Origin of the sequence: Paracoccus sp. (in: a-proteobacteria) (assembly GCF_032007265.1) — a bacterium.
GTDB lineage: Bacteria > Pseudomonadota > Alphaproteobacteria > Rhodobacterales > Rhodobacteraceae > Paracoccus.
In genome coordinates, this window is sequence record NZ_DALZMB010000020.1 from 14,017 (window position 1) to 38,098 (window position 24,082).

General features: G+C 59.1%; 24 protein-coding genes and 2 tRNA genes. 6 read left to right on the top strand and 20 right to left on the bottom strand.

Features of this window, described 5'->3' with window-relative positions; genetic code table 11:
- Positions 1 to 13: 13 nt before the first annotated feature.
- From RTS12_RS06335 to RTS12_RS06370, 8 genes are all read right to left on the bottom strand, one after another.
- Complete coding sequence (locus RTS12_RS06335; RefSeq protein WP_312526587.1) at positions 14 to 2,080, bottom strand: PAS domain-containing methyl-accepting chemotaxis protein; 2,067 nt, start codon at positions 2,078 to 2,080, stop codon at positions 14 to 16.
- Between the two features lie 109 nt (positions 2,081 to 2,189).
- The gene (locus RTS12_RS06340) at positions 2,190 to 2,663 is read right to left on the bottom strand and encodes a low molecular weight phosphatase family protein (RefSeq protein ID WP_312526589.1); all 474 of its coding nucleotides are present in this window, start codon (positions 2,661 to 2,663) and stop codon (positions 2,190 to 2,192) included.
- Positions 2,664 to 3,155 carry a UPF0262 family protein gene (locus RTS12_RS06345; RefSeq protein WP_312526591.1) on the bottom strand — a complete coding sequence of 164 codons (492 nt, stop codon included), beginning with the start codon at positions 3,153 to 3,155 and terminating at the stop codon, positions 2,664 to 2,666.
- The gene (hisD, locus tag RTS12_RS06350; RefSeq protein WP_312526594.1) at positions 3,152 to 4,468 is read right to left on the bottom strand and encodes a histidinol dehydrogenase; all 1,317 of its coding nucleotides are present in this window, start codon (positions 4,466 to 4,468) and stop codon (positions 3,152 to 3,154) included. The genes RTS12_RS06345 and hisD overlap by 4 nt, the downstream gene beginning before the upstream one ends.
- Positions 4,469 to 4,558: 90 nt before the next feature.
- Complete coding sequence (locus RTS12_RS06355) at positions 4,559 to 5,065, bottom strand: GNAT family N-acetyltransferase (protein ID WP_312526596.1); 507 nt, start codon at positions 5,063 to 5,065, stop codon at positions 4,559 to 4,561.
- Positions 5,062 to 5,538 (bottom strand): DUF2948 family protein, encoded by a 477-nt coding sequence (locus RTS12_RS06360; protein ID WP_312526598.1) that lies wholly within the window; start codon positions 5,536 to 5,538, stop codon positions 5,062 to 5,064. Before RTS12_RS06360 ends, RTS12_RS06355 begins: the two co-directional genes overlap by 4 nt.
- A complete protein-coding gene (murA, locus tag RTS12_RS06365; RefSeq protein WP_312526600.1) occupies positions 5,531 to 6,814 on the bottom strand; it encodes a UDP-N-acetylglucosamine 1-carboxyvinyltransferase in 1,284 nt (427 codons plus the stop codon). The genes RTS12_RS06360 and murA overlap by 8 nt, the downstream gene beginning before the upstream one ends.
- A complete protein-coding gene (locus RTS12_RS06370) occupies positions 6,815 to 6,997 on the bottom strand; it encodes a hypothetical protein (RefSeq protein WP_312526602.1) in 183 nt (60 codons plus the stop codon).
- Between the two features lie 196 nt (positions 6,998 to 7,193).
- Between RTS12_RS06370 and RTS12_RS06375 the strand changes: the two genes are divergently transcribed.
- Positions 7,194 to 7,268 (top strand) — tRNA-Thr (locus RTS12_RS06375).
- Between the two features lie 125 nt (positions 7,269 to 7,393).
- On the opposite strand, the gene RTS12_RS06380 is transcribed toward RTS12_RS06375, so the two are convergent.
- From RTS12_RS06380 to RTS12_RS06390, 3 genes are all read right to left on the bottom strand, one after another.
- On the bottom strand, positions 7,394 to 8,077 hold the full coding sequence (locus tag RTS12_RS06380; protein WP_312526604.1) for a phosphatase PAP2 family protein: 684 nt from the start codon (positions 8,075 to 8,077) through the stop codon (positions 7,394 to 7,396).
- A 277-nt stretch (positions 8,078 to 8,354) separates the two neighbouring features.
- The gene (locus RTS12_RS06385) at positions 8,355 to 8,639 is read right to left on the bottom strand and encodes a DUF982 domain-containing protein (protein WP_312526606.1); all 285 of its coding nucleotides are present in this window, start codon (positions 8,637 to 8,639) and stop codon (positions 8,355 to 8,357) included.
- Positions 8,640 to 9,475: 836 nt separating this feature from the next.
- Positions 9,476 to 9,850 (bottom strand): hypothetical protein, encoded by a 375-nt coding sequence (locus RTS12_RS06390; protein WP_312526609.1) that lies wholly within the window; start codon positions 9,848 to 9,850, stop codon positions 9,476 to 9,478.
- Between the two features lie 721 nt (positions 9,851 to 10,571).
- Here RTS12_RS06390 and RTS12_RS06395 point away from each other — a divergent pair.
- Positions 10,572 to 11,702, top strand: coding sequence for a Hint domain-containing protein (locus tag RTS12_RS06395; RefSeq protein WP_312526610.1), 1,131 nt, complete (start codon positions 10,572 to 10,574; stop codon positions 11,700 to 11,702).
- Between the two features lie 392 nt (positions 11,703 to 12,094).
- Here the strand turns inward: RTS12_RS06395 and RTS12_RS06400 are convergent, their stop codons facing one another.
- From RTS12_RS06400 to pdxH, 5 genes are all read right to left on the bottom strand, one after another.
- The gene (locus tag RTS12_RS06400; RefSeq protein WP_312526611.1) at positions 12,095 to 12,709 is read right to left on the bottom strand and encodes an SOS response-associated peptidase family protein; all 615 of its coding nucleotides are present in this window, start codon (positions 12,707 to 12,709) and stop codon (positions 12,095 to 12,097) included.
- A 1,049-nt stretch (positions 12,710 to 13,758) separates the two neighbouring features.
- A tRNA-Pro gene (locus RTS12_RS06405) sits at positions 13,759 to 13,835 on the bottom strand.
- 49 nt (positions 13,836 to 13,884) lie between these two features.
- Positions 13,885 to 14,382, bottom strand: a complete 498-nt coding sequence (locus RTS12_RS06410; protein WP_312526613.1) for a DUF192 domain-containing protein — start codon at positions 14,380 to 14,382, stop codon at positions 13,885 to 13,887.
- Complete coding sequence (locus RTS12_RS06415; RefSeq protein WP_312526615.1) at positions 14,379 to 14,975, bottom strand: cold shock domain-containing protein; 597 nt, start codon at positions 14,973 to 14,975, stop codon at positions 14,379 to 14,381. Before RTS12_RS06415 ends, RTS12_RS06410 begins: the two co-directional genes overlap by 4 nt.
- A 156-nt stretch (positions 14,976 to 15,131) precedes the next feature.
- Positions 15,132 to 15,794 (bottom strand): pyridoxamine 5'-phosphate oxidase, encoded by a 663-nt coding sequence (pdxH, locus tag RTS12_RS06420; RefSeq protein WP_312526617.1) that lies wholly within the window; start codon positions 15,792 to 15,794, stop codon positions 15,132 to 15,134.
- An 84-nt stretch (positions 15,795 to 15,878) separates the two neighbouring features.
- Here pdxH and fabI point away from each other — a divergent pair, with 84 nt between their 5' ends.
- The 4 genes from fabI to RTS12_RS06440 are packed head-to-tail and all read left to right on the top strand — an operon-like array spanning position 15,879 to position 18,303.
- The gene (gene fabI / locus RTS12_RS06425; protein WP_312526619.1) at positions 15,879 to 16,706 is read left to right on the top strand and encodes an enoyl-ACP reductase FabI; all 828 of its coding nucleotides are present in this window, start codon (positions 15,879 to 15,881) and stop codon (positions 16,704 to 16,706) included.
- Between the two features lie 20 nt (positions 16,707 to 16,726).
- Complete coding sequence (locus tag RTS12_RS06430) at positions 16,727 to 17,329, top strand: LysE family translocator (RefSeq protein WP_312526621.1); 603 nt, start codon at positions 16,727 to 16,729, stop codon at positions 17,327 to 17,329.
- A gap of 15 nt (positions 17,330 to 17,344) precedes the next feature.
- Positions 17,345 to 17,833, top strand: a complete 489-nt coding sequence (gene gpt, locus RTS12_RS06435) for a xanthine phosphoribosyltransferase (RefSeq protein WP_312526623.1) — start codon at positions 17,345 to 17,347, stop codon at positions 17,831 to 17,833.
- Positions 17,833 to 18,303, top strand: a complete 471-nt coding sequence (locus RTS12_RS06440) for a DUF2127 domain-containing protein (protein WP_312526624.1) — start codon at positions 17,833 to 17,835, stop codon at positions 18,301 to 18,303. Before gpt ends, RTS12_RS06440 begins: the two co-directional genes overlap by 1 nt.
- Positions 18,304 to 18,410: 107 nt before the next feature.
- On the opposite strand, the gene trpE is transcribed toward RTS12_RS06440, so the two are convergent.
- The 4 genes from trpE to RTS12_RS06460 form a co-directional block, all read right to left on the bottom strand.
- Positions 18,411 to 19,916, bottom strand: coding sequence for an anthranilate synthase component I (gene trpE / locus RTS12_RS06445; protein WP_312526625.1), 1,506 nt, complete (start codon positions 19,914 to 19,916; stop codon positions 18,411 to 18,413).
- Between the two features lie 3 nt (positions 19,917 to 19,919).
- Positions 19,920 to 21,926 carry a peptidylprolyl isomerase gene (locus RTS12_RS06450; protein ID WP_312526626.1) on the bottom strand — a complete coding sequence of 669 codons (2,007 nt, stop codon included), beginning with the start codon at positions 21,924 to 21,926 and terminating at the stop codon, positions 19,920 to 19,922.
- Between the two features lie 82 nt (positions 21,927 to 22,008).
- A complete protein-coding gene (locus RTS12_RS06455) occupies positions 22,009 to 23,184 on the bottom strand; it encodes an aminotransferase (RefSeq protein ID WP_312526628.1) in 1,176 nt (391 codons plus the stop codon).
- A gap of 14 nt (positions 23,185 to 23,198) precedes the next feature.
- Positions 23,199 to 24,029: a hypothetical protein gene (locus RTS12_RS06460; protein ID WP_312526629.1), complete on the bottom strand. Its 831-nt coding sequence runs from the start codon at positions 24,027 to 24,029 to the stop codon at positions 23,199 to 23,201.
- Positions 24,030 to 24,082 lie beyond the last annotated feature (53 nt).

Consider the following 24,082-nt stretch of genomic DNA (forward strand, 5'->3'; position numbering starts at 1 on the left):
CGCAAGCTTTGCCTTATGCGACCTGGCGGTTGCCCGGGCGAACTGCCGCACGGGCCAGCGGGGCCGATGCTTCTGCGCCGGTGTTAAAGCGATCCATCATCGCCCCCAGCTCTTCGACCTGAGAGGACAGCAATGCAGCCGCGCCTGCATATTGTTCAGACATCGAAAGGTTTGCCTGATTGACACTGTCGAGCTGTGACAAGGCCTGAGACACCTCGCGGACACCAGTTGCTTGCTCGGTGGTTGCATGGGCAATACCGGCGATATTTTCGACCATTCCGCTGACGGCCTCACGAATTTGGTTCAGCGAGTTGCCAGCATCACGCACCAATTTGACGCCCGCTTTTACCTCGGTCTCACTTTTACTGATCAGATCCGCAATGTTTTGAGAGGCTTTTGCGGATTGCTGAGCAAGGTTACGCACCTCATTGGCAACCACGGCAAAGCCACGGCCAACCTCGCCAGCGCGGGCAGCCTCGACAGCGGCATTGATCGACAAAAGGTTTGTCTGGAAAGCAAAGCCTTCGATCACTCGAGTAAACTCGCCCATCTGTTTCGTGTGCTCGTCAATGCGCTCAATGGCGGCAATCGCCTGCGCAACCACTTCGGCACCGCGCAAAACGACCTGCTGAGCATCACGTGCTGCCGCATCTGCCTCGTTTGCGGATTCGCTTGTCATCGCGATATTGCCCGAAATCTGTTCGACGGCCGAGGCGGTCTGCTCTAGCGAAGCTGCCTGGCTTTCGCCGCGCCGAGCCAGATCCCCTGCCCCTCGGGCAATTTCTCCGGCCTCGGTATTCATTGCTTCGGCTTGGCTGCGAATATCCTCGACCATCGAGGTGAAGGATTCGAGCGTCTGGTTGAAACTGTCGCGGACAGAAAGAAATTCCGAGCTGATACTTTCACTAATTCGCGGCGTCAGATCCCCATGCGCCAGCTTATCAAGGCCAACGATAAGTTCCGTCACCGCGCGCTTGCGAGGGGTCACGTCAGTTGCGTATTTGATAACGCTGGTCACATTCCCTTCTTCATCAAGAACGGGGTTATAGCTGGCGACGATCCAGACCTCGCGCCCCCCTTTTGCGATGCGGCGAAACTCGCCGGTTTGATAGCGCCCCCCTTCGAGTTCTTGCCAGAACTGACGATATTCGCTGGTCTGAGTGAAGGCAGGATCGCAGAACATGGAGTGGTGGCGCCCGACGATTTCAGGAAGCGTATAGCCAAGCGCGGTCAGGAAGTTTTCGTTCGCGCTCATGATCTCGCCGGTCGGCTTGAATTCGATGACCGCCTGCGATCGCGAAACCGCCGCCTGACGGGATTCAGCTTTTTCGAGCAGCGCCCGTTTGCGCGCCGTTACGTCAGCGGCATATTTGACCACACGCAGAACCTTGCCGCATTCGTCAACCACCGGGTTATAGCTGGCGACGATCCAGACCATCCGCCCACCTTTGGCGACGCGGCTGAATTCCCCGGCTTGGAAATATCCATTTTCAAGATCCGTCCAGAATTGGCGGTATTCCATCGAATTGGCAAAGGTCGAATCGCAAAACAGGCTGTGGTGGCGGCCTTTGATTTCGCCGGCCGTATAGCCAAATGTCTTAAGGAAATTCTCATTGGCGGACAGAATCTCACCGTTCGGCTTGAATTCGATCACCGCCTGCGAGCGCGATACCGCCCGTTGCAGCGCATCATGTTCTTTGGCGCGCAGGTTGGATTTCGTCTGATCCAGTGCAAAAATAATGACCTGTTCCAACTGGCCATCGGCATTCATCACCGGAACATGTGTCTCAAAAACCCAATAAGAGCTGCCGTCCTTGGCGATATGTTCGGCCTCTGTCTTTTGCGCAGCGCCGCGGCAGAGTGCGGACATGAAATCCGCAGGGGCAAGGCGGTCCGAGTCTTTGTTTTCATTTAGCAAAAACAAAGGCTGGCCGATCAGCTCTTCGCGGCGATAACCACAGATATCAAGGTAGCGTTGGTTCACATCGACGATGCGGCCATCAAGATCATAGACGAGAACGGCCTGCACCTTTTCCATCGTGGTCAAGGCCTGGCCTGGGTAGGGATGATTAATCGACATCGGCAACTCCTGTCCGGTTTCCCCCAGGATTTAGGCCTGAATGGATAAGATACCGTTAGCGATGCACGTGTCGGGCCGAACCAGCTATGCCAAAATAGCTAAAATGCTTTCAGGCGCCTGGGTCGTCAGGGGTGATCGGCGGGCCAAAACGCTCGATCATGCGGGTGCGGATTTGTTCACGGGTGACACGATAGGCCTCGAGTTTAGCCTCGCGCCCCTCGGCCAGGCCTGTCGGGTCCATGACCGGCCAGTACTCAACCTCAAGATGAAATAGCCTTGTCATTTCAAGCGCTTGACGCTGACTTCCTGGCGATAGGGCGACCACAAGATCAAAGCCGCCCAGATCATCGCCCCAGGCCTGCATCTCTTCGAAAGAGCGCGAGCGGTGCTGAGAAATTTCAACGCCAATCTCTTGGCTGACCGCGACAGCAAAGCCGTCGATTTCAAGATCATTCTTAACGCCGGCTGACTGCACATAGGCCGCCCGTCCGTAGAATTTCTTCATCATGCCCTCGGCCATCGGAGAGCGAATCGCATTATGGTCGCAGCAGAACAGAACCGAATGGGGTATCTGCCGCGCCACTTACTTCCCCGGTACCAAGGCGCAGATCAGGGTGAACAGACGCCGCGCAGTATCAATGTCGATCACCGCTTTGCCGTCTAGCCGGTCCTGCAAGGTACGCGCCCCCTCGTTATGGATGCCACGCCGCGCCATATCGATGACCTCGATCTGCGCCGGAGGCAGCTTTTTGACCGCATCATGATAGCTGGCACAGATCTGGAAGTAATCCTTCACCGTCTGGCGAAACGGCCCCAAAGATAGATGAAATTCAGCGATTTTGCGCCCCGGATCATCGGTGATGTCAAAGACAAGACGCCCTTCACGCAAAGCCAAAAGCAGCTGATAAGGGCCGGGCGGAACCTCGGCCCCGTCGCGACCGGGCAAGGCAAAGCTGTTATCCTCCAGCAGATCGAACACGGCGATGCGCCGCTCCTGCTCCATTTCAGGCGAGGGTGCTGAAAGCCCGTCCTCATCGATCTCGATCCGCGAGAGCCTGGCCGTCGTCTCGGTCATGCTGATTTTCCTGCCTCGTTCAGGGTCTCAAGCCGAGCCGAAACCGAAAGTCCGTGCGCGTCAAGCCCCTCTGAGGCGGCAAGGCGCACTGCCGCTGGCCCGATTGCCGCCAGAGCCCCCGGCGAAAGCTGGGCGATTGTCGTGCGCTTGAGGAAATCAAGCGTCGACAGCCCCGATGAAAACCGCGCCGAACGCGCTGTCGGCAAGACATGGTTCGGCCCCGAAACGTAATCTCCGACCGCCTCGGGCGTATAGCCACCCAGAAAAATCGCGCCGGCGTGGCGGACTTTTTGGGACAAGGCATCGGGATCGTCGACACACAGCTCTAGATGCTCGGGGGCGATACGATCCGAAAGAGCCGCAGCCTCATCCAGATCGCGGGTCACGATGACGGTGCCATAATCGCGCCAGCTGGCGGCCGCGATCGCCGCGCGTGGCAGGGTTGGCAAGATCCGCTCAAGCGAAGCCACGACCCGTGCGGCCAGCTCCGCATCCGGCGAGATCAGGATCGACTGCGCATCCGCGTCATGTTCCGCCTGCGCCAACAGATCAAGCGCCAGCCAATCGGGGTTTTGCTGGCCATCCGCAATGACCAGCACCTCGGAGGGGCCTGCAATCATATCAATGCCGACGCGGCCAAACACCTGACGTTTGGCGGCTGCGACATAGGCGTTGCCGGGGCCTGTGATCTTATCGACGCGGCGGATCGTATCCGTGCCATAGGCCAGCGCGGCAATTGCCTGCGCGCCACCGATACGGTAGATTTCATCAACACCCGCAAGCTGACAGGCCAGAATGACCAAAGGATTGACCACGCCATCGGGTGTGGGCACGCAAACCACCAAGCGCTCGACCCCGGCAACGCGGGCCGGAATGGCGTTCATCAAGACCGATGAGGGATAGCTGGCCTGCCCGCCGGGCACGTAAAGGCCCGCCGCCTCGACCGCGGTCCAGCGCCAGCCCAGCGTTGCGCCATCTGGATCGGTCCAGCGGGCATTTTCGGGCATCTGGCGTGCGTGATAGGCGCGAATGCGCCCGGCAGCCACCGTCAGCGCCGCGCGATCCTCGGCCGAGACACGGGCAATTTCGGTTGCAATTTCTTCGGGCGAGAAGGCCAGACTTTCCGGGGTCAGCGCCAGCCGGTCGAAACGCGCGGTCAGTTCGACCAGCGCAGCATCCCCCCTATGGCGCACCTCATGGATAATTCCCGCGACCACGTCATTCACATCGACGGAATCCTCACGCTTGGCGCTGAGCATTTCGGTGAAACGGTCTTCGAAGTCGCTTTGAGTCGTGGTCAGGGTGATGGGCATTCTCGGGCCTCCGGACAATTGGCCCTTTGTTAGCCCGTGGGACAGGTCGGCTCAACCCGCGAAGGCGCCTTTGCGCCCTCACGCCTTCAGTTAATGCCCCGCTGGCTTGTCCCCCGAAAGGTCAAGGATCATCTTGTATTCCGGATGGCCCATCCCGCTGACGATGCCGCTTTTGCCGCTGTCGACAAAGCCCAGCCGCTGATAAAGCCGCAAAGCCTGCGTATTTGTCGTCACTACATGCAGGCCCAGCGACGTCATTCCCTGCGCCGCTGCATCCTGAGCAATGTGCTGCATGACCCGATCGACATAACCGCGCCCGCGCGCCTCGGGCCGGGCATAGACGGACATGACCCAGCCGCAAAAAGGGTCCTCGCCGACCATTCCGGCCTGCCAGCAGCCGACCGCCAAGGGCTGTCCCTCGACCTCGCCTGCACCGAAATGGCGCGCATCACGAAGCCGCTGTTCAAAGCCCGCAGCCGGGACGTCGCACCAATCCTCGTAACGAGAGCCAAAGGCCTCGCTGTCAAGCCGCAGTGATTCCAAACGGATTTCGCGCCATTCCGCGGCGCGATCCGGGTCGATATGCCATAGCTTCATTCGGGGTGAACCGGCGCCTTACGTGACGGAGCAACATAGGGTCGCGTAACATCACGCAGATCAATATTCAGGCATTCGACATCGACCGACAGCGCACCATCGCCCGCGAACTGCAGCAGGATCTGACCGCTGCCATCCTCGGCGGGCAACCAGACGATATTGAGCAATTCAAGCACCAGATCCTGGTCCTTGCGATCAATGCCATCGCTGCGCACCCGCGTGACATCCGATAGAACCAGCAGGCTGCGCACGCGCTCATAGGGGCGCTGATCGCGCCGCGCCAGATCCGCATCCTCCCAGCGGAAGCGATTAAGCAGCAGCGCAAGAAAGCGCTGCTGGGAATCATAGCTGATTTCAGTCACGGGCAGGATGGCATCCTGCACCAAGGTCGACACGACCTGCAGATCCTCGGCATCCTGCGCCCGCAGGGCAAGCGGGCCCGGATCAGCATCCTCGAAACGTGCGTCACTCATCGTGGCTTGGCTCCTTGATCCGTTCGATCTGCGCACCGACACCGCGCAGCTTGCGCACGACCTTCTCATATCCGCGATCAAGGTGATAGACGCGGCTGACCACGGTTTCACCTTCGGCAGCAAGCCCGGCAAGAATCAGGCTGACCGAGGCGCGCAGATCGGTGGCCATGACGGGCGCACCTTTCAGCTTGGCAACACCAGTCACAGTAGCCCTGCCGCCGTGGACTTCGATATTGGCGCCCATGCGCGACAATTCCGGCGCATGCATGAAGCGGTTTTCGAAAATGCGCTCTTCCAGAACGGAAGTGCCCTCGGCCGTGCACATCAGCGCCATCATCTGCGCCTGCAGATCGGTCGGAAAGCCCGGGAAGGGTTCCGTCACCACATCAACCGCGCGGACCCGGCCATTCTTGCGAGACACCTTAAGACCACGTGCGGTTTCGACGACGTCGATCCCTGCCTCATCCAACTTTTCGCAGAAAGAAGCGACCAGGTCGATGCGACCGCCCAGGCATTCGACCTCGCCGCCGCAAATGGCCGGGGCAAGCATATAAGTGCCAAGTTCGATGCGATCGGTGACGACCGGATGGGTCGCGCCGCCAAGGCTGTCCACCCCCTGAATGGTAATGGTCGAGCTGCCCTCTCCCTCGATCTGGGCACCCATGCGACGCAGGCAGACCGCCAGATCGACGATCTCTGGCTCGCGGGCCGCGTTTTTGATCACGGTCGTGCCCTTTGCCAAAGCCGCGGCCATCAGCGCATTTTCCGTGGCCCCGACCGAGACAATGGGAAAGTCGATGACAGCGCCTTTCAGCCCGCCCGCAGGCGCCTTGGCCCAGACGTTGCCATCACGCAGATCAAGTTCAGCACCCATCGCCTCAAAGGCCTTCAGATGCAGATCAACCGGGCGCGCGCCAATCGCACATCCCCCCGGAAGCGAGACCACACCCTGACCATAGCGCGCCAAGAGCGGCCCCAGAACCAGGATCGAGGCCCGCATCTTGCGCACGATGTCATAATCGGCGGTCTGGCTGGTTAGGTCATGGCTCGACATGGCCAGAACCTGCCCCTCTTGCAGGCTGACGACCTCGGCCCCCAGCGATTGCAACAGCTGCGTCATCGTGCGGATATCCGACAGGCGCGGCGCATTGGTCAGCGTCAGCGGCTGGTCGGTCAGCAGGGTCAGCGGCATCAGCGTCAGACAGGCATTCTTCGCCCCGGCGATCGGAATTTCGCCATGGAGCGCACCGCCGCCCCGCACGATGATCTGGTCCATTTAATTCTCCTGACTGGGCTGCTCGGCCGAATCGTTTTCTGCGGCCTCATCCGCTTGCGCATCACCCTCGGCCGCACGCGCGCGCGTTTGCGCTTTGCGGCGGGCCAGGTTGGCACGCAAGGCTGCCCGCAACCGGTCGTCGCGGCTCGTGTTATTCGCGGGGGAATCCGGTCGTTTGCTCATGCCCTCTGATAAACACCTTGGTGCGAGCCGTAAAGCAGGCCTGCGCGAGTGGGCGGATCCTTGTAGCACACAGCGCGATAGCGTGGCCGGCAAGGAGATCGGGCACCGATCTTGTCAAATGCGTCAAAGAAGAGAAGGTTTTTGCAATTCCCCTCTTGCGCCCCCAGATCGTCCAGTCTAAATCGCCCTCATCGGCGCTGCAGTAGCTCAGTGGTAGAGCACTCCCTTGGTAAGGGAGAGGTCGAGAGTTCAATCCTCTCTTGCAGCACCATTTATCTCTTTAAATTGATTATGAAAAATCCCCAGCTTTCGCATGGGGATGATTTGGCATTTTCGGCGTATCGAATGTGGCGCAGGTTAGCCCTTGTGCTGTCCCCGCGCCCTCTGATGAACTGGTTACGGGCGGTTAACCTGACCCAGTTTGGGTTGAGATGGCACAGCCAGCAGCCCCGGCAGACGATAGGCCAACGCGCAATAGCTAAGATAGGCGACCAAGCCGCCCGCGCAGGTGTCGCTGAACCAATGCACTCCCAGCGCCATCCGGCTGATCGCAACCAGCGCAGCCGCCACAAGAAAGACGGGGCGAAATCTGGGCAAGGCCAGCCCCAAGGACAGCGCCAGCGCCACAGCCGTCGTCGTATGCCCCGACGGAAAGCTGGCCCAGGCCGAGGAATGGGTGAAGGGTGCAAAGGCAAGGTGATCGCCAAGCCCGACCGTGCCCGGACGCGCACGTCCGATCACCATCTTCAGCAAAACCGTGCTCAACCCCGAGACCATCAGATTCGCCAGCACGAAGAAGCTGGCATTGCGCCAGAAATGAACCTCGTCGTCATCGCTGAAGGTGCCAATGATCAGGCAAGCCAGCGCAATCGCGCCAAACAGCGCAAATGACCATGACGAATCCCCCAAATCGGTCAACCAGCGCATCACCATATGCAGCCCTGCAGGCAGTCCCTGCATCTGCTGGGCGATGGCCACGTCAAGAAAAGCCACGCCAGCCACGATTGCCGCAAGGAAAAGCCAAACCACCCGCCAGCTGAACGGGTTTGGTGTCGGGGTAATATCAGAAAAACGTGCCATGGCTTGATCCTCGAAGAAGAGGATCAAGCCCTAGTCCAGCAACCTTGCGAATAACTGAACAATGCTGACACCAAGCTGAACGCTCGCCGGTCGTCGACAAATGAAAAACGGCCGCCCTAGATCTGGCGGCCGCTTGCGGGTGGGTGTTCCAACATTCCTTGACCAAGCGCTTGTGCCAAAGGGTAAATTCCCTTTGGCGACACCCGCCCTGCCATCACGATCAATACAAAGGCACGCGGCGTCGGGGCGTGTGAAAAGCTTGGGTCAACGATCAGCTTTAGCTGGGTCGATGCAGGTCCGGCTCATGCCCCTTTGCAGGGTGCTGGACCTTGAAGCCCGCGCTATGTGCCGCATCCACAAAGGCGCTTCTGGCGGCCTGAATGGGCAACATGCATTCCATTGCACCCTCGATCTTGGACAAGGCGCGTTCGCAGGCTTTATCCGCTACAGGCCAATATTTGCGCAATGCGAATTTGGCTTGCTCGATGGTGGTGATTTTCCTTGTGTCGCCGTTTTCAGCGACGATTAACGTCAGGGGCTTTCCCCAATTTATTTCTATCATGACGTCAAGATGGTGGTGCAGCACACGAAATTCAAGATGCCGCCCTTGAACCGGCCTTGAGGTGCCAGCAGGCCGTCAGGACCAAGTCGCCGCGCGAGCTGTGAAAACCGGCGCAGCTTTTGGGTCCAAGACCACGGGTGACTATCCGAAAACAAAAGCTAGGGCCGTGATGCCAGCATCACAGCTGCCCTCGCCCGCGCTCGTCGGTCTTGCAGATTTCAAACGCCGTAGCTTGCGTTTTTTTCCACATCGGCGGCACGCTTGGCATCAAGCTGCATCTGCGCGCGCACCAAGAATCCGTCAAAACCTTACCGACATCGAAAACCGATTGATTACAATCGTCTCGAATATTCATGAGCAGTCGAACGATATGATGGTCAATTATCGTCACAAATCACCTGCAAATGACGCCTCAGAAGTTGATCACACCTACACGAACTCGCCAAGGTTGTAATCAGACATCGCTGCGTCGCGTGCGCATTTAGGCGCCAAGCCGCGTTCTCGACGAGATTTTGCCACGAAGGGCGGCTCAAGAGGTGACGAACAAGGGTGGGCCCAAACGCCGTCTGTCTATTTCGCCAGCTTCTCAAAACCTATACTTGTATAGTATCTCCAGGTTGTGGGCGTAGCATGCTCAGAGCTTTCCCGGGCTCTGACAACCAATCGGTAATCTGGCTTTGCTATTATACACGCTTGTGCTGACTGGTCAGGATGTGCTGTCGGAATTGACCGGTCAGCCAGGCGCAAGCGGCTGGCAGGCTCGCTCATCGCCGCAGCTATTGGATATATTGATGAACGACCGTCACCCGACCAGCGAGGCGGCGCACCTTATGGGCTCAGCGCAAATTGGCGGGCAGGCTCTCTGGCGCGCAATAGGTGAATTCACCCCGGATAGTGCCATCATAGAACCGAAACGACGTCGCGCTGAGCAGCGAGATGGTCCCCTCGTTCAGATAATCCAGTCTTTGCTCGGGATGGGCACAAGTACCCGCAAACGAGTAGTCGGTTTGATCGGTCTGCTCTAGATGCTCAAATTCGCAAAGCGCATTGGGCAGGTTCACGCCATTGGCGTGAACCAAGGCCACGTCTGCATCAGATGCCTCGCCGCAAGCAACGCCGTTTGCCACATAGTAGCCCTCTGGCAGCGGCAGACCCTCGGCTGCAAAGGACGCAACCGGTGCGAGCATCAGAATGGCAATCAAGCGTTTCATAGTCCCACCCTAAACAACTATTTCATATCCAGGACTTATTAACGAGTTGAGGCCCAATATGCTATCGCCCTGTGCGGATAGACGCGTGGCCACCACCGCGCCCCGCAAGGGCTGACCGGGATTACAGTCTGCGTCGCGCAATTGCGGATACAGTCACGCCTGCCAAGCAAGATGAATGGGGTTAACTTGGGCATCACATCGCATTCCCGTGGTGCAGAACGCCATTCTTAAGTCGTAGCCGTTACGAATGATCTGCCCATTCATTGCCACGAGAAAGAATTGGCACCGCCTGCGCCTAAGCGAGTCGCTTCAGCTGGTCACTTGGCCCACGTTCCCTCTTTAGCCGCCAGAAAAATCAGCCCTTGAAATCGCAATCGCATTTATAAAAAATATTTAATTTATGCACTGCACAGCGCACGGGCGCTCCCGGATATGCACTGAATGTGCGGATCCGTCCCCTTGTCGCCCCCTACCGCTCACCCAAATACCAAACTCGATGCGCAGAGATAGCGATCAGCCGCGTCCGCCTGACAGACCAAAGGCTTTTACCTGATAGGATTAGTTTATTGCGCCATTCACTCAACTCAACTAATAGGAGAGTAGGTTAATTTTTAATAACCTGTACGATGAGTTAACGCCGTCTGATTAAGCTTTCATACCAAAGCAGTAGGCGAAGTCGGCTCGTTGTGAGTTTGCGGTACGTTCAACTTTGGTGAGAGAATTGGCTACCTATAACATTTCCATTATTCCGATCGACAAGCTCTCCTCGTTTCTGGATGGAGTGCCCAACACGCCTTGGACCTCAAGCAATCATGCCACTGATGGCGGGCTGTGGAATTGGGCTACGCCTCGCACGATTTCCTACAACGGCGACGATGTTGTTCACGCCACGATAATCGACAATGACAGCGACCCCGACCACCTCAATGATGACAGTTGGTGGAAAGAGGGCAAATCGCTGCAGACGATCCAGAACGCGATCGGCTACGCCTCGCCGGGGGATGCAATCGCGGATGAATATGAAGTCAACTTCACCGCAATGGTCGATGGCGTTCAGAAAACCTACACTCTGGTTGCACTGACGGCATTCAAAGCGGCCGATAGTCGCCCTGATGCACATACGTTCATCGGCTTTACATTTGATGGTGAATGGCCGCCGTCGGGTGCCGAGCTGACCTATGTGCCAAACAGCAACGTCGATAGCGAAACCATCAGCATCATTGAGCAAGAAGTGGCCCCGTGTTTCGTCTCGGGCACGATGATCGAAACCGCTCACGGCGCAGTCGTGATTGATTCGCTCGCGGTTGGTGATCAGGTCTGGACCAAAGATAACGGCCTTCAGTCCGTGAAATGGATTGGAAACAGCCGCCTCTCGGCACGTGCTCTTGCTGCACAGCCCGAGCTGCATCCCATTCGGATTCAAGTCGGGGCGCTGGGTAATAATACGCCCACCTCTGATCTTTTGGTGTCGCCCCAGCACCGCATTCTGGTGCGCTCGAAGGTTGCGCAAAAGCTTTTCGCGACCGACGAAGTTCTGGTGGCTGCGAAACAGCTTTTGCAGGTTCAGGGCATCGACATCGCCAAAGATCTTACCGAGGTGGAATACTTCCACATCCTGTTCGACAATCACGAGGTCGTTCTTTCCAACGGCGCCGAAACCGAGTCGCTTTACACCGGCCCCGAGGCTCTCAAGCTCGTTGGACCTGCTGCTCGGGCCGAGATTTTCAAGCTGTTCCCAGAGCTTGCAGACCGTGATTACACGACACCTCCTGCGCGCCAACTGCTGTCTGGCAGGCAAGCTCGTAAGCTTGCAGTTCGCCATGTGCAGCATAACAGGCCATTGATCATGTAACTCGCTCACGTGAGCAAAAAGGGCCGTGAAAGCGGCCCTTCCCTCGTGAACCATTCCAATCGTCATGCCAACCGGGCGATCGCTTTCCACAAAGATTGTCACGATCGCCGCAAGATCAGTCGCCCGCCATTCCCACTTGCGAGACGATCGGACGCGCTGCGCTGATGGAAGCGACGCCCTCGACATCGTGACAGACTGTGGGCACACCACATGATCCACCGTTCGTCACGCCCCAGACGCTTGCCCCCCTGCACCGTGCCAACCGTTGGACTACAGGCAACAACGCATCATCCGCTGGCACGGCAAATCTGCCCGCAAGGGCGGTCAAACGTCCCATAAGTCTTGGGTAGGTCGTTAGCCATTCGTGGGACGGCAAAAGAAGAGTGGAAGGGTCAGACCATGCGCAGCGAGCCATCGCGTAACGGTCGCTGAAGCAGCCGCGCCTGATCCCACTCAAGACTTAGCCACGCTTTCCACTCATCCGGCTCGGTCAAAATGACAGGCATAGCCTTGGGATGGATCGCGGCAACCTCGGCATTTGGCGGACAGGTTAAAATTGCGAATAAATCATCCGTCGTTTCGCCGTCTTTAACCTTGCGAACCGAGACCCAGCCTTGAGTTTGAATGCCCGCAAAGAACATCGGCCGCTCATCCCTAAGGGCAAGCCACACAGGCGTGTGATCGGCCCCTGGCTCGCAGAATCGCACCATCGGAACGAGGCAACGATGCCCAGCCCCCAGCCAGCGCTGCCAATGTGGCGAGGCTGTGTTGCGCACATTGGTCACGCCGGGATCTCGGGCTGTCTTAAGATAGGTCGGCGGTGTCGGCATGCCCCAGCGTGCTTTGGCGATGACAAGCCCATCACCGTCGTTCCGAATAATCGGCGCGAGCCGATCTGGATAGACGTCCTCGGACCACGGCTCATTGCCAGCAAGATCGCGCAGATTGGCGGGAAAAGCCTGCGCAATCAGGTCAGCCGATTTGGCGGTTTGATAAAGGTTGCACATAGACCAAGGCTATCGCGTCAAAGCGATTCGCTCTAACGATGACACCTCTGCCCCATCCCAGCCGAGGGTAGCTGATCTCAACCCTGCCGATCTGTCGGGGTCTTGCGCCTTGGCGTCGCCCCCATCGGGGTCAATCGCCTGACCGGGCACGCTGCACTGGACGGTCTGATAGATCTGATTAATTGCTTCTTGCCCGGCCAGCGCACAGCAAACCACCCAATGCGCTACCCTTTGCAGCGCGCCTCGATCTCGTCACCACTGTTCCACACAGGCGGCGCAACCGATCCAGCCTGAGATCCAACCCAGATCAACGCGGCTGATTTCCAAGCCTTCAAGGTCACCACGGCTTGGATAAGATCCTAAAGCAAGGTCAGTCGAGCAAGTTCGCTTTAGCGATAGCGATGGCAATCACCAAGACCGCGCCTTGGCGTGAGGTCGCCGCGCAACTCTCAGAGCACTGATGCCAAAGCAGGTTCCAGAAGGAGAGCTTTTGCCGAGACCCTCCACGGGCTTTCCTCGCCCAAGTCGCCGCACTTGCACGCAACCAGCCCAGGTCATGGCGGCCAAGGGTCCGCTGCGGCTGGCTGGACACGCTTTGCTAAACCAAGTCGCCAGTTATGGCCGGGGTCACCGCATTGCCAACCCAAGCAGCAAATGCAAGCGGGATGCCCCATCTTTGCTACCTGTGGCTGTGGCACGGGTAAAATTTATCTCAAATCCAAATGTGCCCGAATGCGCCAATCACCTGCCAGTGGGTCACAACCCAGACCGCCGCACCCAAGAGGCAAAAGGGTAAGCTGAAAGGCTGGCGTCAGCGGATGGTGCGGCACAGCTGTGGCAAAGCCTCTTTCAGGCCGACGCCGATCCTAGGGAGTTGCCAAATATATGGGATGTCCCCTTGAATGCCTGACCAAGATCATCGAACGCCATACCCTGCGCAGAGCGCCGATAGATAGGCAATAACCTTGCCTTAAAGGCGCGGTCGAGCAAAAGGAGGAATAAGATGCCAACCAGACTGCAAACCAGATACGGAAATGTCAGCTAAGTTGTGGTCGGGGCGAGAGGATTCGAACCTCCGGCCTACGGTACCCAAAACCGTCGCGCTACCAGGCTGCGCTACGCCCCGAACTCGGCATGTCATAGCGGGTGAATTCGAAAGGGGAAAGGGTCAATCGTCACTTACATGAAATCGCGGCGTTATTTGCGGGCACCAGCGGATGGGCCATCGCCTGCCCCGGCGCAAGGCCGATGCGGGCAGCGTCGCCGCCGGGTAGCTCGACCACAAACAGTCGGTCCGTATCGCGATCATCGGGCGCATGTCCGGGAAGGGGTGTCTCATCCAAGGGCTTAGCCATTTCATGGATGTGGCGGATCACACCTTGCGCATCAAGATAAACAATATCCAGCGGAATCAGCGTATTGCGCATCCAGAAGCTGACCGGCTGAGGCGCTTGATAGACAAAGAGCATCCCCTTGCCTTGGGCAAGCTCTTTGCGAAACATCAGCCCCTTTGCCCGTTCGGCGGCGTCATCGGCAATTTCCACCTGGATCGACGCTGGACCCTTGGGGGTCTGGAAGATGACATGATCCATGTCGCAGGCAATTTCGGCCGCCGAAGCAGCCGAGGTCATCGCTAGGAAAAAGGGAAAAATCAGGCGCAAACGCGACCTCATAGGACTCCGGCGACAAGGCGCGGCTTCAGCAGCAACGGAATGCCCCCGGTAATGGTGGGTCGCTCGATCTCGACCACGCGGTCCCAGCTTAGGATCTGGGCCGCCATCAGCCCGCGCCGGCCATCGACCACGCGAATCGCAATCGCCTCGCCGACGATAAGATCGGCAAAGCCGCCGTGACGCAGGACTTCGATATGCAGGAATATATCGCCCTTCTGGCCGAATATCGTCGCAAAGCCAAATCCCTTGGCCTTGTCGAACCATTTCACTCGTGCGGGAAGCAGCGGCAGACGCTCGACATCTTCGGTGGCAGCGTTGCTAAGATCCGCAATGGGCGGCATGGCCCCGGTCGCCGGAGGCTCGATCGACAGAACTTCGATCGCCTGAAGGCCACGTGCGGTTTCCTGAGCGATCAGCTCGACCCGCGAGCCATCCGCCACTGAACTTTGCCCGAAGTTGCGCAAGACGTTGGCGTGCAGCAGCACGTCACAGCCCTCGCCCTCGACAACGGTCAAAAATCCAAAGCCCCGCGCTGCGTCAAACCATTTGATCACACCTGTGATCGGGCGTTTGGGGCCGCCAGTGTCGGTCATAATGTCACGCTTCCTCTATCGGCCCTACGCTCGTGAAAGACAATCATTCCAGAAATCTGGCACTCCAGAAAACAGGAAACTTCAAATTTTAGTTCCGGCCGGTTCAGAGACTAGATGGTCAGGTTTTCCTTACCATGAGTTCATTGCGTTCTGGAATCAAGGGCTAAGACGTGTCACAGTCCACAGCTTTTCACCCATGCCTTGTGCCGTTTGCGATAGTTCTCTGTTTTCACTGATGCTTTCATTTCGCACCCAGCGGAACCTATCATGCAACCGGAAGGCGCCATCGGCCCAAAACTCGATCTGGACAGGGCGAATGCGGTATCCGCCCCAAAAAGGCGGGCGACGCGGAGACAACCCGTGAATGAGGCCTTGGCGCGCAGCCTCGGCCACCAGTTCAGCCCGGCTTTCCAGCGGGCGGCTTTGCGCCGAGGCCCAGGCGCCGATGCGCGAATTCAGCGCGCGCGAGCGGTAATAGTCATCGGCCTGCGGCCCCTCTTCGCGGGTGACATGGCCACGAACCCGGATCTGACGACGCAAGGATTTCCAATGCAAAACAAAGGCCGCAACGCCGGTTTTTTCAATCTGGCAGCCCTTGGCGCTTTCGTAATTCGTGTAAAACACGAATGAACCGTCGGCCCCTGCCCCGTCGATTTCCTTGAGCAGCACCATGCGCACATCCGGCAGCCCCGCCTCGTCCACTGTCGCCAGCGCGATGGCATTGGGATCATTGGGTTCGGTCTTGGCGGCCTCGGCAAGCCAAGTGCGGGCGATATCAAAAGGATCGTTTCCGGCGAAAATGCCGCTTTGGTCGCTCATTTAGGGTCAGCTCCGAACACTTGATGCCCCTTCACTCTTGTCTTAATCCTTGCCTAATCGAAGAAAATCGCGAGGGACATCTTTATGTCAAGCAAGAGCGGGCAAGGATTGATGCAGGGTAAGCGCGGACTTATCATGGGTCTGGCGAATGACAAGTCAATTGCTTGGGGCATTGCAAAGGCGCTCGCTGATGCCGGTGCCGAGTTGGCTTTCTCCTATCACGGCGATGCGCTGAAAAAGCGCGTTGACCCACTGGCCGCACAAATCGGGTCGGATTTTGTCGTTGAATGCGACGTGTCCGATGAAAGCTCGGTGGCCGAACTGTTCCAAAAGCTGGGGCAGCGTTGGGACAATATCGACTTTGTCGTCCATGCGATCGGCTTTTCCGACAAGGATCAGCTGCGCGGGCGTTATGCCGATACGACGCGCGACAACTTCATGATGACGATGGATATTTCCGTCTATTCATTCACCTCGGTTGCACGTCACGCAGCCGCGATGATGCCAAATGGCGGAAGCCTGCTGACGCTGACCTATTACGGCGCCGAGCGGGTCATGCCGCATTACAACGTCATGGGCGTGGCCAAAGCCGCGCTTGAGGCCTCGGTGCGCTATCTTGCCGAAGATCTCGGCAAGGACGGCATCCGCGTCAACGCAATCTCGGCAGGCCCCATCAAGACATTGGCCGCCAGCGGCATTGGTGACTTCCGTTACATCATGAAATGGAACGAGCTGAACTCGCCGCTGCGTCGCAATGTCACACAGGATGAGGTCGGAAAATCCGCACTTTACCTGCTGTCGGACATGGGTTCGGCCGTGACGGGCGAAACCCATCATGTCGATGCCGGCTATCATGTCGTCGGCATGAAGGCGGTTGACGCGCCTGACATCGCGACCACGCACAAAGAATAAGCAGCTGGCGGCTGGCCGAAATGAACCTTGAGGAATTTCTGAAGTTGATTTCGGCCCTGTCGCTGGCCATTTTAACGCCTGGTCCGGCAATCATCGCGGCGATTCAGGCGGCTTTTCAATATGGCAGGGCACGCGCCCTGCCATATGCCCTTGGCCTTGCCACCGGGGCCTCGCTTTGGTGCATTTCCGCGCTGCTGGGCCTTGCGGTGATCTTTCGCCTTCATCCGACCCTTTTTGCCGCGATGAAGATCTTTGGGGGATTTTACCTGATCTGGTTCGCGGTGCAGCTATGGCGCGCCTCGACCATGCCCCTGCCCAAGGCTGCGGGCGGCGCAAGCGAGGGATTTTGGGGCGGGATCACGCTTAACCTCTCGAATCCCAAGCCCGTACTTTTTTATGCGGCGCTGATTCTGTGGGCCTTTCCCCAAGAGCTGGCACTGTCGCAGAAGGCGGTGATCTATCTGACCTGCCTTGGAACCGAGCTATTCTGGTATACGTTGATTGCCACCTCGATGTCGGCAACCATCATGCGTAACCGTTATTTCGCTGCGAAATTCTGGATTGACCGTGCAGCGGCACTGGCGATGGGCTTGCTTGGTCTGCTATTGGTCCTGAATCATTAATCAAGGATTCTTCCCATGACCGAGCGCCTCCCTCATGAAAAAGGCTTTCATGTCAGCTGGGACCAGATGCACCGTGATGCCCGCGCCCTAGCATGGCGGCTGGATGGGCGTGATTGGCGCGCTGTCGTCGCAATTACCCGCGGCGGCCTGGTTCCGGCGATGATCGTTGCCCGCGAACTTGATATCCGCACCATCGACACGATCTCCGTCAAATCCTATCACAAGCAGGAACAGGGCGGGCTTGAAGTGCTGAAATCACCCGATCCCGCGCTGATGGGCGATGGCGAGGGTATTTTGGTGATCGACGATCTCGTGGATTCCGGCCGCACGCTGGAACTGGTCCGCGAAATGTACCCCAAAGCCCATTTCGGCACGGTCTACGCCAAGCCAAAAGGCAAGCCGATGGTGCAAGATTATGTCACCGAGGTCAGCCAGGACACCTGGATTTTCTTCCCTTGGGATATGGCCTTGCAATATGTCCAGCCGCTGCGCGGCGAGGACTGATGATCGCGGCCAGCCGGCGTCTGCTGCATTGGGTCTTTGAAGCTTCGGTCCTTCTCAAAGGAATTTTCGCCAGCTTCGAGACCCTTTTCGGTATTTTGCTGCTGACGCCGCTTAGCCTGCGCGCGCTGCATTTCCTGCAACAGACAGGATTGCACCGCGCCGTGGCCGATCCCGATGACCGGTTGGCGCTTTTCCTGACCCATCACTTGAATGGCATGGCCAGTCAGCACCTGCACTTCTGGGCGATCTATATGATCGGCCATGGTATGGTGAAGCTGCTGGTGGTCTATGCGCTGGTACGCCAGTGGTATAGCGCCTATCCGATCGCGATGGTGGTGATGGCAGGCTTTATCGTTTGGCAGATGCTGGATTGGTGGCATACCGGCAGCATGGTCATGATCGCATTATCGGCCTTTGATGCTTTCATCATCTGGCTGACTTGGCGTGAATGGAAAGCGCGGGCCAGCTAATCGCCGCCCGCGCTCATCCGATTTCCCCTGACGGGGTCAGGCCTAGCAGTGCTTCCGGGGTCTGAAGCGTGCCCCAGCCCCCTGCAAGCGCCCCTGCTGAACGCGCCCTAGCCGTTGCCCCCGCGCACGAAACGCGCAGCCTCTTCGGCGGCGCGGCGCAGGGCGCGGCTTTTATTCTCGGTTTCTTCGAATTCAGCCTGGGCATCGCTGTCGTAAACAACCCCGCCACCGGCCTGAATATAAAGCGTCTCGTCCTTGACCACGGCCGTGCGCAACGCAATGCACATATCCATCTCGCCATTGGCAGCGAAATAGCCGACAGCGCCAGCGTAAACGCCGCGCTTTTCGGGTTCCAGCTCGTCGATGATCTCCATCGCGCGAACCTTGGGCGCACCTGAAACGGTGCCCGCCGGCATGCCAGCCAGCAAGGCCGAAAGCGCATCCTCGCCCTCACGCAGTTCACCCACCACATTCGAGACAATGTGCATGACATGGCTATAGCGTTCGATCGTGAACTTTTCGGTCGGACGCACCGTGCCGATTTTGGCAACACGGCCCACATCATTGCGGCCCAGATCAAGCAGCATCAGATGCTCGGCCAGCTCTTTTTGATCGCTCAGAAGATCTGCCTCGAGGGCGCGATCCTCGGCCTCGTCGGCACCGCGTTTGCGGGTGCCGGCGATCGGGCGAACCGTGACCTCTCCGTCACGCAGACGGACCAGAATTTCAGGGCTGGCGCCGACGATCTGAAAGCCGTCGAGGTTCAGGAAGAACATGAAGGGCGATGGGTTGGTGCGGCGCAGCGAGCGATAAAGCGCAAAGGGTGGCAATGGGAAATCCATCGACCAGCGCTGGCTTGGCACAACCTGAAAAATATCACCCGCGCGGATATAGTCCTTGGCCTTTTCGACCGCAGCCAGATAGCCCTCGCGCGTGAAGTTCGAGCGGGGCTCGCCGACCTTCATATCCTTGCCCAATGTGCGCGGCTCATAGGGCTGGCGATCAAGCGCGCGCAACGCCTCCATCACACGCTCGGCAGCCTGGGCATAGGCTGCGCGGGCGGGAATGCCGTCCTGATACCATGCGGGTGCGCAAAGCGTGACCTCGCCTTTGACACCATCCAGAACTGCGACGACCGTAGGGCGCAGCAGCATTGCATCCGGCAGGTTCAAGGGGTCCGGGTTCACATCGGGCAGATGCTCGACCAGACGGATCATGTCATAGGCAAGATAGCCAAAAAGCCCTGCGCCGACCGGCGGGACACCCTCGGGCATCTCGATCCGGCTTTCGGCAATCAGCGCACGCAGGCTATCAAGAGGCGCGCGGTCATCGGGCTGAAAGTCTTTGCTGTAGCGGGCATTGCGGTTCACGAATGCCTTGCCATCACGGCATTCCCAAATCAGGTCGGGCTTCATGCCAACGATCGAGTAACGCCCACGCACCTCACCGCCGGTGACGCTTTCAAGCATAAAGCTCATGGGCGCCGCTTCGGCCAGTTTCAGCATCAGGCTGACGGGCGTATCCAGATCCGCCGCCAGCCGCAGGGTCACCAGCTGGTTCAGACCCTTAGCCCAGCCGCGTTCAAATTCGCCAAATTCCGGGGCCAGATCCATCTGTCACATCCGCGCATTGACTGCGTCAATCGCAGCCTGATTAATCGTGATCCCCTGCGCGGCCTGAACCGCACGGGCGTAATAGTCAAAGAAATCCTGCTTCATCGCATCGCCCAGTCGGCCCTGCACACCGCCCAGAACTTGCTGAGCGCGATCGGATTTCAGATCGGCCTTATTGATCGCATCAAGGCGAACCAGAAAGACGCGATTTTCCGCAGTCACGACATCGGCGTCACCCACCTCTTTGAGATCGAACGCGCCAGTGACCAAGGCCTGGGGCGTCCCCTCGATAAAGCCGTCACGCGCCAGATCGGGCACAACATGCCATTCGGCCGCCGCGACCGGCGCAGTGGCGCCCGAGGCGTCAGTGCCTGCAACCGCGCCATTGCCAGCTTCTGGGGTCACAGGTGCCGCTGTCGCATCTGCGTCAGCTGCAGGTTCCGTGGCAGGGGTTGCGCCGTCGGTTGCGGCCTCTTGGGCTGCGGCATCTTGCTTGGACATGGTTTCAGCCATTGCCGCCAGCTTGCGCTCGGCGCCAAGGGCCAACAACTGGCGATGGGTCTCGCTGGCAATCCAATCGTCACGCACGCGGTCGCTGACCTCGGCAAAGGGGATCAGGCTGGGCGGCACGATTTCGTCAAGACGCAGCGCAAAGATACCGCCATCGTCCAGATCATGCAGCTCGGGGAAATCCTCGGGCGTCAGGTTCAACGCATAGGTGCGGAAGTCAGGATAGGCGGCGATGCTGCCATGTTGCGGCTGATCCTTGTCGGTCCATTCGATCTGGCCAAACTCAAGTTCGGTGTCCTTGGCCACATCCTCAAGCGAGGCACCCCCGGCGATCAAATCATCAACCTGGCTGCGCAGATCATCGATCTGGCGACGGGCGCGATCCAATGCAGCCTCGCCGCGCAGCTCGGATTTGGCCTGCTCGAAGGGAATGTCCTGCGGCTCGAGGATGGCATTCATCGAATAAAGCGCAGCACCCAGATCGATTTTGACGGGACCAACCACGCCGGGCTGTTCGGGTGCAAAGACGGCATCCCCGGCCGCACCCAGCTCGGCCTTGGTGACCTCACCCAGATCGATGTCGCTTAGGTTCAGGCCACGCTCATTGGCCAAAGCCTCAAAGCCGATCTCGCCTTTATCAAGGCGCGCTTTAGCGGCCTCGGCCTCGGCTTCGTTTTGAAAGACCAGACGCTCGACCATGCGGCGCTCGGGTTTTTGGAACTCGGCAATCCGTTCCTGATACAGATCGCGCAGTGCCTGATCGTCGATCTGAACCTTGTCCTCGATCATCTCGGGGGTCAGCCAGACGTAAGAGATCTTGCGCGCCTCGGGTTTGGTAAAGCGGTCTGCATTGGCCTGATGCCAAGCCTCGAGCGTCGCCTGATCCGGCGCAACGATGGGCGCGGACAGATCTGCGGCAACCAGTTCCTGCCATGCGACATTGCGCGTCTCAAGCATCCAGGACGCGCTGAGGTTCGAGACCACATCCGGCGCCTTCACGCCCGAAACGGCGGCGCGCTGCAAGATCATGCGGGCTGCATCCATGCGCAGATCGTTTTCGAACTCGCGCACAGTCAGCCCTTCACGGCGCAGCACATCTGCGTAGATCGCGGGATCGAACTGGCCGTTCAGGCCCTTGAATGCCCCTGCATCGACCAGCTGATCGGCCACGGTCTTGTCACCAACCGAAATCCCAAGCCGCTTTGCCTCATCTTCAAGCGAGGCAGACAGAACCAGACGAGACAAAACCATCTGAGGAAGGCCCACGGATTGGGCCTCTTCTTTGGTCAGGTTGCGGCCAGTTTGGGCGGCAAAGCCCTGCATCTCGCTGCGCAGGCCACGGGCGTAATCATCCGAGGAAATCGTGATGCTTCCGACCTTGCCGATATCAGCGCCCGAGCTGGTGAAGTTTTCGACGCCGAAACCTCCCAGCCCCAAAAGCAGCATCCCCATCAAGATCCAGACGATCGTGGATTTGCCTTTGCTCCGGATCTTGCTCATGTTTTGTGCTGCCTGTCTGTTCTGTGTCGGGCTGTGTGTAGGGCGCTCTGCTTGGCGCGGCAAGTGTTCTGGGGCAAACCCCCTAAGGCTGAAAGCCCGCGAGGCGCTCCATAAGATCGCTGATTTTGGGCGCGGTGACATTGGCAAAGGCAATGCGCACATGGCGAGGCCCCGCCGGATCATCGACCGGCATGAACATCGTACCGGGCAAAAGCAGGACCCCCGCCTCGCGTACCAGACGCTTGGCCAGATCCGCCGAGGACATGCCCCAAGGATGCTCGGCCCAGGCGAAATAAGCACCGCAGCCCTTCAGCTTCCAGCCGGGCAGCGCCGCCATTCCCGCACGCATGGCATCACGGCGCGCCATCACCTCGATACGCTCGCCCGCCAGCCATTCACCCAGATTTGCCATGCCCCAGGCCGCGCCGATCTGGCCCAACTGGCCAGTCGAGATCGCGACCGTATCCAGAAACTTCTCGACCTCGACCATGCGCGCGCGGCTGGCAATCAATGCCCCAACGCGGTGGCCGGTCAGGCGGTAAGCCTTGGAGAAAGAGTAAAGCTGGATCAGCGTATCGCCCCAATCGGGGTCGGTAAAAAGATCATGCGGCGCATCGTCACGGCTGTCGAAGTCGCGGTAGGTTTCATCCACGATCAACGAAAGACGGCGCCCACGCGCCAGTTCGAAAAAGCCGCGAATCGTTTCCGCGGGATATTCCGCCCCTGACGGGTTGTTCGGCGTGACCAGAACAATGGCGCGTGTGCGGGCGGTAATCAGGCGCGCGGCCTCATCGGCGTCGGGGATCATGCCGGGGCCGCAGGTCAGCGGCACCGCCTTGATGCCCTGCATATCCAGCCACATCTTGTGGTTGAAATACCATGGCACCGGAATGATCACCTCATCGCCCTGCCCTGCAACCGTAGCAATCGCCGCGCAAAAGGCTTGGTTGCATCCCTGCGTGATCGCAACCTCTTCGGGGGAAACCGGACCGTGATAGGCGTGGCTCCATTCTGACGCCACCGCCTCGCGCAGGTCACGATTGCCAAGAACGGGGCCGTAAAGATGGGCCTCGGGGCGGTTCAGGGCCGCATCGGCAATGACGCGGCGCAGTCCCTCGGGGGGCGGGTCCAGGGGGGCGGCCTGACTGACGTTGATCAGGGGGCGGGATTCAGGAAAGTCGACGCCTTCCAACCACCGGCGCGCCTCCATGACCGGGGGGCGGAAGGTCGCGGCAACTGCAGGATTCAGCGGATGCATGTCAGGCCTAAGGTTCAAGGACGGGAAACAAGACCCAGCCCGCCCAGATCCGGCGGGGTGGAAAGATCAAGCGCTGCGGGGCGCGGCAGCTGTGTCGCAGCACCTGCGGGCAAAAGCACCGGCGCGGGCTGCCGCGCAGTGGATGCCGGGGTCGTGCTTTGCGCCACGACAGCTTGCGGCGCGGCATTATGAGCAGCATGAGCCGCGCCTGAATCGGACGGATCGGCACCAACCGTTGCGGCGGGCGCCCCAGCCACGGCCAATTGCGGCGGTTTGGGCGCATTGGGCGTATGGGGGCGTGGGTCACGATCTTGCGGGTTTTGCGACGGGGTCTGGGGCAAACCTTCATCAGCCCCGGCCAGTGTTTGACCAAGCCCTTCGGGCATACGATCAAGCGCAGGTGTCACCACGCGACCAGGCGGCGCGACCGGGATCGGGGCCTCATGACTGGGTGCCGCTGGCAGTTCCAGATTCTCGCGCACGGGGCTTAGCACCAAAGGCGCGCCGGGGGCCTGCGTCGCCATTTCGGGGCGCAGTGCCGTCGCGGTCGCAAGGCGTGGGGCGGTCTCATCGGCTGGAACCTGAACGATGGGCGCGTCGCCCAAAGCCGCCATTTCCGGTCGTGTCAGCGGTGCAGGGCTGATGGGCTGCATATCGTCACTGCGCGCAAATTCCGAACCGACCGGCAGCTCCATATTGGCTGCATCAGGTCCGGGCGCCGAGCGCGCATTGCTGCCGACAGGCATCGTGGAATCGGGTATGGGCAAGGCCAGCGACAAAGCCGCCAGCGCCGCACCACAGAGGATAGCCCCCTGAAACAGACCTTTTGCGAAGCCCCGAGCCATTGGTCCTGCCTGTATCCGTCCCTGTTTTTCTTACCCCCGCGGGGTTGACCCCG